Genomic DNA, 6588 nt, shown 5'->3' with positions numbered 1-6588 from the left:
GGCGGGGCCGGGGACGCCGCGCGGGCGGGCGCGGCGGCCGTGGCGGCCGTGGCGGCCGTGGGCGGAGCTGCGGACATGGCGAGGAGACCCTTCACGGGCAGGGGGCGGTATGGACTCCCCTCACCATACAGGAACGCATGAACACCTCTTCATGCATTCGCGTCAGTGCGCCGGCCGACGCCTTCGCCGCATCGATACGATGAACCCATGGGCCACGGAGTCGACCAGCAGAGCACCACCCGCGAACGCCTGGACACCGTGGGCGCCGACGACGTCGCCGCGACCCTCCAGGCCCTGGCCACCCCGTCCCGGCTGCGTATCCTCGCGCGGCTCCAGGAGGGCCCCTGCGCGGCGGGCGAGCTGGCCGAAGCCGCTGGAATGGAACAGTCCGCCTGCTCCCACCAGCTGCGGCTGCTGCGCAACCTGGGCCTGGTCAGGGGCGAGCGCCAGGGCCGCTCGATCGTCTACGCGCTGTACGACCACCATGTGGCGGAACTGCTCGACCAGGCGCTGTTCCACGTGGAGCACCTGCGCCTGGGCCTGCACGACGAGCCCGCGCAGACCGTGTAGCCCGCGCAGTCCGCTCAGTCCGCGTAGCCGCGCTCACCCCGGCTTCCGCACGTCGACCAGGACGCGCGAACTGTGCGCCACGAACGGCCCGTCGGCCTGGATCCGCTCATGCAGCTCCCGCAGCCGCACGCGGTACTTGTCCACCGTGAACCCCGGCACCATCCAGACCACCTTGCGCAGGAAGTGCACGACCGCCCCGACGTCGTGGAACTCCATCCGCAGCCACTCCATCCGCAGATCCACCACGTCGAGCCCGGCCGCCTCGGCCTGCGCGAGCTCCAGCTCCGGGTGCCGCGCGCGGCGTACGTCCTCCGGCTGCGGCCCGAGGAAGTACTCGACGAGCTCGAACACGCTGGCCGGGCCCACGTGCTGCGCGAAGTACGTGCCGCCGGGGCGGAGCAGGCGCGCGATCTCCTGGAAGTACGGCCGCTGCGGGTGGCGGCTGACCACCAGGTCGAACGCGCCGTCCGCGAACGGCAGCGGCGGCTCCTCGGCCGCGGCCACCACGACCGTGCCCAGCGGATGCAGCAGCGCGGTCGCCCGAGCGAGGTTGGGCGGCCAGCCCTCGGTGGCGACGCACAGCGGCGGCCGCTTCGGCACGCCCGCGAGCACCTCGCCGCCACCGGTCTGGATGTCCAGCGCGGCCCTGGCCGCCGCCATCCGCTCGCCCATGGCGCGCTGGTAGCCCCAGGAGGGCCGCGCCTCGGTCGCACGGCCCTCGAACCAGGAGAAGTCCCAGCCCTCGACGGGGGCGGCGGCCGCGTCTTCGACCAGCTCGTCGAAGGACGCCGTACGACTCACACTCATACAGTGATCGTCGCAGCGGGCCCGGCGCGCCGCGACCCGGTTCGGCCGCCCGCCGCCGCCCCGGCAGCCGCGGGCGCCACCGGCGCGACAGCGCCGTCCCCTGGGGACTGTCTCTCAGGCGAGAGGAGCGGGGCGGCCTCCGTCCGCGACGTGCAGAGCGAAGCCGCTGGCACCGGGAGACTCCCGGCCCGGTGCCAGCTCCGAGCCGTCCTGGTGGGTCAGGCCGACGTAGTCGCCGCCGGACTCCGAGCGGTACGGGATCGGCTCGGCCGTGAAGGCGGTGGCGAGGCGTCGCCGGTAGCGTTCGGCGATCTCGGCGTAGCGCTGGTCGTCCAGGTGTACGGCGCTGTGCTCGACGAACGGCGGCAGCACATCGAACCCGGTGAAGTGCAGCACGCCGTGGTTGAGCGGGAAGAGCAGATCGCCGATGGGGCCGTTGACTCCCCGCTCGGTGTAGTGCCCGGCCCGGCCGCCCACGGTGGTGGCGAGCATGGCGCGTTTGCCGACGAACGGGCCCGCGCCGTAGCGCGGGATCTTCGCGCCGTAGGCGAAGTCGTAGCTGAACACCCGGTCGATCCAGCCCTTGAGGATCGCGGGCACGGTGAACCACCACAGCGGGAAGTGCAGGATGACCAGGTCGGCGTCGATCAGTTTCTGCTGTTCGGCGCGGATGTCCCGAGCGAGCCGACCGGAGCGGTAGGCCTCGCCGGAAGCGTGCATGAAGTCCGGACCCGTGCGGCCGTCGCCGCCGAGGTCGCCGAAGTCTCCGAGGTCGCCGAAGTCGCTGAAGTCGGCGACCGCCTGCCACTTCATCGCGTGCAGGTCGCTGACCACGACCTCGTGGCCGTCCGCGCGCAGCGTGTCGACGGCGAGGTCCTTCAGGGCGCCGGTCAGCGAGTTCGAGTCGGGGTGTGCGTAGACGATCAGTACGTTCATGCCAGTGATCCTGCGCCCGGTTCCGGGCGGCGACCAGGGACCGCCTGTCCGCCGGACACGGGATCCTGGGACTGACAGGACCACCCTCGCCCCGCCCCGCCCGAGCGGCCCCTCCGCATACTGGAGCGCATGGACGATCTCGGAGGACTCGGAGACCTCAGCGACCTCAGTGAACTCAGCGAACTCAGCGAACTCACCGGCCTCGGTGACCTCGGCGCGTTCCTGCAGTCGCGGCGCGCGCATGTGACACCCGAGTCGGTCGGCATCGTGACCGGCGGCCGTCGCCGGGTGGCCGGTCTGCGACGCGAGGAGCTGGCGCACCTGTCCGGCGTGAGCGTCGACTACTACACCCGGCTTGAGCAGGGCCGGGCGACACAGCCGTCGGAGCAGGTGTTGGACGCGTTGTCGCGGGCGCTGCAACTCGACGACGCGGCCCGCGAGCACCTGCACAAGCTGGCCAGGCAGCGCAACCGGCGGCCGCGGCCGACCAGTTACCCGGCCACGGTCCGGCCGCAGCTGCGGCGGATCCTCGACACGATGTCGGACTATCCGGCGCTGATCCTCAACCACCGCATCGACGTGCTGGCGTACAACCGGCTGGCCGGTCTGCTGTACTGCGATCTGGACCAGACACCGGTCGGCGACCGCAATCTGGCCAGGATGATCTTTCTCGACGCCGACTGCTTCGACCGGTACGCCGACTGGTCGTCCTGCACCGCCGACACCGTGGCCCATCTGCGCCACGCCGCCGGTGAGTTCCCCGACGACCCGGAGCTGGCCGCGCTCATCGGCGAACTGTCGATCGGCAGCCGCCGGTTCAGCGAACTGTGGGCCGCGGCCGAGGTCAGCGTGCGCGGTCACGGGCAGCAGCGCTTCCGGCATCCGATGGTCGGCGTGATCACGTTGCACCAGGAGCGCTTCACGCTGCCGGACGGCTCCGGACAGGAGTTGATCACCCTGACCCCCGAACCGGACAGCGTCGACGAGGACAATCTCCGCCTGCTCGCCAACCTGGGCGCCCCTCGCTGAACTCGTTCCCCCTCCGTGTCATCCGAATCCGGGTCACCCGTAGTTGGAAGGGGTGGGGAGGCGCGGCGCCACGCCTCTCCGTTCCGTTCCACCCGTTCCGCTCCGACAGCCGGACGCCGAAGACCCGAGGAGAACCCGGATGAAGAAGTACGTGCTGACCGCGGCCGTCGCCGCCGCGCTGTTCGCCGTACCGGCGACGGTGGCGTACGCGACCGCCGAGCCCCCGGCCGCCGAGCCCCCGACCGCCGAGTCCCTGGCCGCCCCGACGACGGCCGCACAGCCGTCACTCGCCCCGGTGGCGGCCCCCGCGTCCGCCGCGTCCGCCGCGTCCGCCGCGCCCGCCGCGGCGCTAGCCGCCGAGGCCGACGCGCCCACCGCCGATCCGGTGCGGATCGTCGAGCCCGGCGAGCGGGTGAAGGCGGGCAAGGGCTGGCAGCTGTGGCTCACCGATGAGGGCAAGCACTGGGCGGACTCGACGGGGTTCGAGCAGTTCCGCAGCGTCGTGGACGGCAACATCGACCGCTCGCGGCCGGGCGTCAGCCACCAGTCGACGTCCGACCGCAGCGGAGCGTTCCACTCCGGCGTCTACTACGGCACGACGGACGCCGCCCGCGTGGTGCTGACCGACCAGGACGGCAACGAGACCGCCGCGAGCCTGATCGAACTGCCCGGCGACTCCGACTGGGGCGCCTGGTACGCCCACACGGGGCCGACGCGCGACGGCAGCCACCCGCGGTTGTCCGTCTCTCTGTACGACAGCGAGGGCGAGCTTCTGGACGAGCTGCCCGCGCACGGCTGGCTTTCCGGAGCGGCCTCCTGAACCAGCCGCCCGCACTGGGTTTCTGAGACTGTGGCAGGGTCCGGTACAGGGGTTCGGACCCTGCCACGACTTTCTCTCCCCCTCCGAGCAGTCTCCGCCTCCCCCGCTCTCCGCCTCTCCTGCTCTCCCGCTCCCCTGCTCTCCCGCTCCCCTGCTCTCCGACCGCCGCGAGGACGAAACGACACCGTGCCGCACGAGTCCGTCTCCCTGCCCTCCGAGGCCACCCGTCCCGGCCCCGACTTCGCCGAGTTCGCCGCGGTGGCGTGGCCGCGCCTCGTACGCACCGCCCAGTTCCTCACCGGCGACTTCCACGAGGCGGAGGACCTGGTGCAGACGACCCTGGCCAAGGTCTACCACCGCTGGCGGAAGATCCCCCCGGACCAGATCGACCTCTACATGCGCCGCGCCCTGATCAACAACAACCTGAGCCGCCACCGCAGAAAACGCGTCATCCACCTGCTCACCCCGCTGCTCCCCGACTCCGCCCGGCACGCCCACCCCGGCCACGCCGACGAGGTCGAACAGCGCACGGCGCTCCTCCGCGCCCTGGCGGACCTCCCCGCCCGCCAGCGCGCCGTGATGGTGCTGCGCTACTGGGAGGACCTGAACGAGCAGGAGATCGCGAACGTACTGAACTGCTCGATCGGCACGGTCAAGACCCACGCCCGGCGCGGGCTGCGGACGCTGCGCACCCACCCGCTGCTGAACCCCGACCCCCTAGCCTCCTGCGGAGCCCAGCGATGATCCCCGAGCGGCCCGAGCGCCCCGAGACCGACACCGAGGCCGCCCGACGGCTCCGCGCGCTCTTCGAGGAAGCCGCCTACGACGTCACTCCAGGGCCGGTCCCCCTCGCCGACGTGGAACGGCGGGGCCGCGCCCGCCACCGGCGGCGTGCCGCGTCCCTCACCGCGGGCTGCGCCCTGGCGGCGGCCGCCGTGGGCGCGGCGCTGCTCCCCGTCCTGGACCGGCCGCCCGAGCACTCCGCCCCGGCGACCCCACCGGCCCTCACCCGTACGCCGACTCCCGCCGCCTCCGCCAGCCCGCCGCCCAGCACACCGCCCCCCAAGCCCCCGACCGTGGTGAAGCCCGGTGAGCGCGTGACCGCCGCGCCGGGCGTGAAACTGTGGCTGACCAAGGAGGGCAAGCACTGGTCGGACCCGACGGGGTTCGAGCAGTTCCGCAGCATCGCGGACGGCAACATCGACCCGGCGGACCCCGGCATCAGCCACCAGTCGACGTCCGACGGCGAGCAGACGTTCCACTCCGGCCTGTACTACGGCACGAAGGACGCCGCCCGCGTCGAGCTGACCAGCGGCACGGGCGACCGCGCCACGGCCGCTCTGGTCGAACTGCCCGGCAAGCCCGGCTGGGGCGCCTGGTACGTCACCACATCCGTCGACGAGGGCTTCAGCGGCGCCCCCGTCACCCTCTACGACACCACCGGCAAGCGCGTCGCGGAGCTGCGCGGCATGCCGAGACGCTAGGCCCTGTCCAGCGGGGTCACGCCCGCGCTGTCTTCCCGCTCGGCTCGGCCAGCGGGGCCAGGCTGCACGACGCCGCGAGCCCCTCCGACTCGATGCCGAGCGCGACGTTCATCCGCGCCGCCTGGTTCGCCATCGCGGCGAACGCGGTCAGCTCGATCAGCGCGGGCGCCCCGAGGTGCTTGAGCAGTCGGCCGGACAGCTCGTCGGTGACGGTCGGCGGAGTCTGCGTCAGCGCCTCCGCGTACTCCATGACGTCCCGCTCCAGCGGCGTGAAGACGTCCGACTCGCGCCAGCGCGGCACCTCGCGTGCCTTCGCCACGTCCAGCCCCTCGTTGTGCGCCTTGAAGTACCCGTAGTCGAGGCAGAACGAGCAGCCGATCAGCGACGTCACCGCCATGTGCGCGTAGGACTTCAGGGTCGCGTCGCACTCCTTCCACTTCTCGGCCTTCCTGCCCGCGCGGAAGCCGTCCATCAGCACCGGACGGTTGTGCCACATCACTCCGAGCGACTCGGGCACCCTGCCGAGCACCTTCCGTGCCCCCGTCTTCATCACAGCCCCGTAGACGCCGGTGATCTCAGTCGCGGGGATCCTGGTGTTGCCGCTCATGTCTCCTCCTCGTTCTGCGATCTCTCGCCTTCGCCATGGAGACACCGGCCGAGGCGGGTCTGTGACACACCAGGACGGCCGACCGCGTATGACGTACGCCACAGCCAGCGGCCCACGGGGAAGGCCCGAAGATCCACGCCCTGGGGAGGCGTGGATCTTCGGGCCTGGGTGAACTTGTGCCTGGTCTAGAGGGCGTTGATCCTGCTCCAGGTCCAGCTGCTGCCGGAGTCGGCGATGCTGTCCCACTTCTTCACCGGGTTGCCGAAGCCGTCGCCCGTGCTGGTGAAGGTCCACAGGGCCGTCTTGTACCGGCCGTCGGCCTGCTTGCCGTTGTT

The 6588-nt window shown here is 71.9% G+C and carries 8 protein-coding genes; 5 read left to right on the top strand and 3 right to left on the bottom strand.

The window, feature by feature from the left end; genetic code table 11:
• The first annotated feature begins 207 nt into the window (after positions 1-207).
• Positions 208-570 (top strand): ArsR/SmtB family transcription factor, encoded by a 363-nt coding sequence (locus ACX6XY_RS29775; protein ID WP_460337642.1) that lies wholly within the window; start codon positions 208-210, stop codon positions 568-570.
• A gap of 33 nt (positions 571-603) precedes the next feature.
• Here ACX6XY_RS29775 and ACX6XY_RS29770 read toward each other — a convergent pair whose 3' ends face one another.
• Together ACX6XY_RS29770 and ACX6XY_RS29765 are read right to left on the bottom strand one after the other, a co-directional pair.
• Positions 604-1377, bottom strand: coding sequence for a class I SAM-dependent methyltransferase (locus tag ACX6XY_RS29770; RefSeq protein WP_460337639.1), 774 nt, complete (start codon positions 1375-1377; stop codon positions 604-606).
• 114 nt (positions 1378-1491) lie between these two features.
• A complete protein-coding gene (locus tag ACX6XY_RS29765; protein WP_460337636.1) occupies positions 1492-2313 on the bottom strand; it encodes an NAD(P)H-dependent oxidoreductase in 822 nt (273 codons plus the stop codon).
• Positions 2314-2442: 129 nt separating this feature from the next.
• Between ACX6XY_RS29765 and ACX6XY_RS29760 the strand changes: the two genes are divergently transcribed.
• The 4 genes from ACX6XY_RS29760 (at position 2443) to ACX6XY_RS29745 (ending at position 5646) form a co-directional block, all read left to right on the top strand.
• Positions 2443-3342 carry a helix-turn-helix transcriptional regulator gene (locus ACX6XY_RS29760; protein WP_460337633.1) on the top strand — a complete coding sequence of 300 codons (900 nt, stop codon included), beginning with the start codon at positions 2443-2445 and terminating at the stop codon, positions 3340-3342.
• A 139-nt stretch (positions 3343-3481) separates the two neighbouring features.
• On the top strand, positions 3482-4162 hold the full coding sequence (locus tag ACX6XY_RS29755; protein ID WP_460337630.1) for a hypothetical protein: 681 nt from the start codon (positions 3482-3484) through the stop codon (positions 4160-4162).
• Between the two features lie 186 nt (positions 4163-4348).
• Complete coding sequence (locus ACX6XY_RS29750) at positions 4349-4906, top strand: SigE family RNA polymerase sigma factor (RefSeq protein ID WP_460337627.1); 558 nt, start codon at positions 4349-4351, stop codon at positions 4904-4906.
• Positions 4903-5646: a hypothetical protein gene (locus ACX6XY_RS29745; RefSeq protein ID WP_460337624.1), complete on the top strand. Its 744-nt coding sequence runs from the start codon at positions 4903-4905 to the stop codon at positions 5644-5646. Before ACX6XY_RS29750 ends, ACX6XY_RS29745 begins: the two co-directional genes overlap by 4 nt.
• Positions 5647-5662: 16 nt before the next feature.
• On the opposite strand, the gene ACX6XY_RS29740 is transcribed toward ACX6XY_RS29745, so the two are convergent.
• The gene (locus ACX6XY_RS29740) at positions 5663-6253 is read right to left on the bottom strand and encodes a carboxymuconolactone decarboxylase family protein (protein WP_460337621.1); all 591 of its coding nucleotides are present in this window, start codon (positions 6251-6253) and stop codon (positions 5663-5665) included.
• Positions 6254-6588: the final 335 nt, after the last annotated feature.

It is taken from the genome of Streptomyces sp. O3, assembly GCF_054788135.1.
The sequence above is the reverse complement of the archived record's forward strand: the minus strand, read 5'-3'. Positions and strand labels throughout refer to the sequence as shown.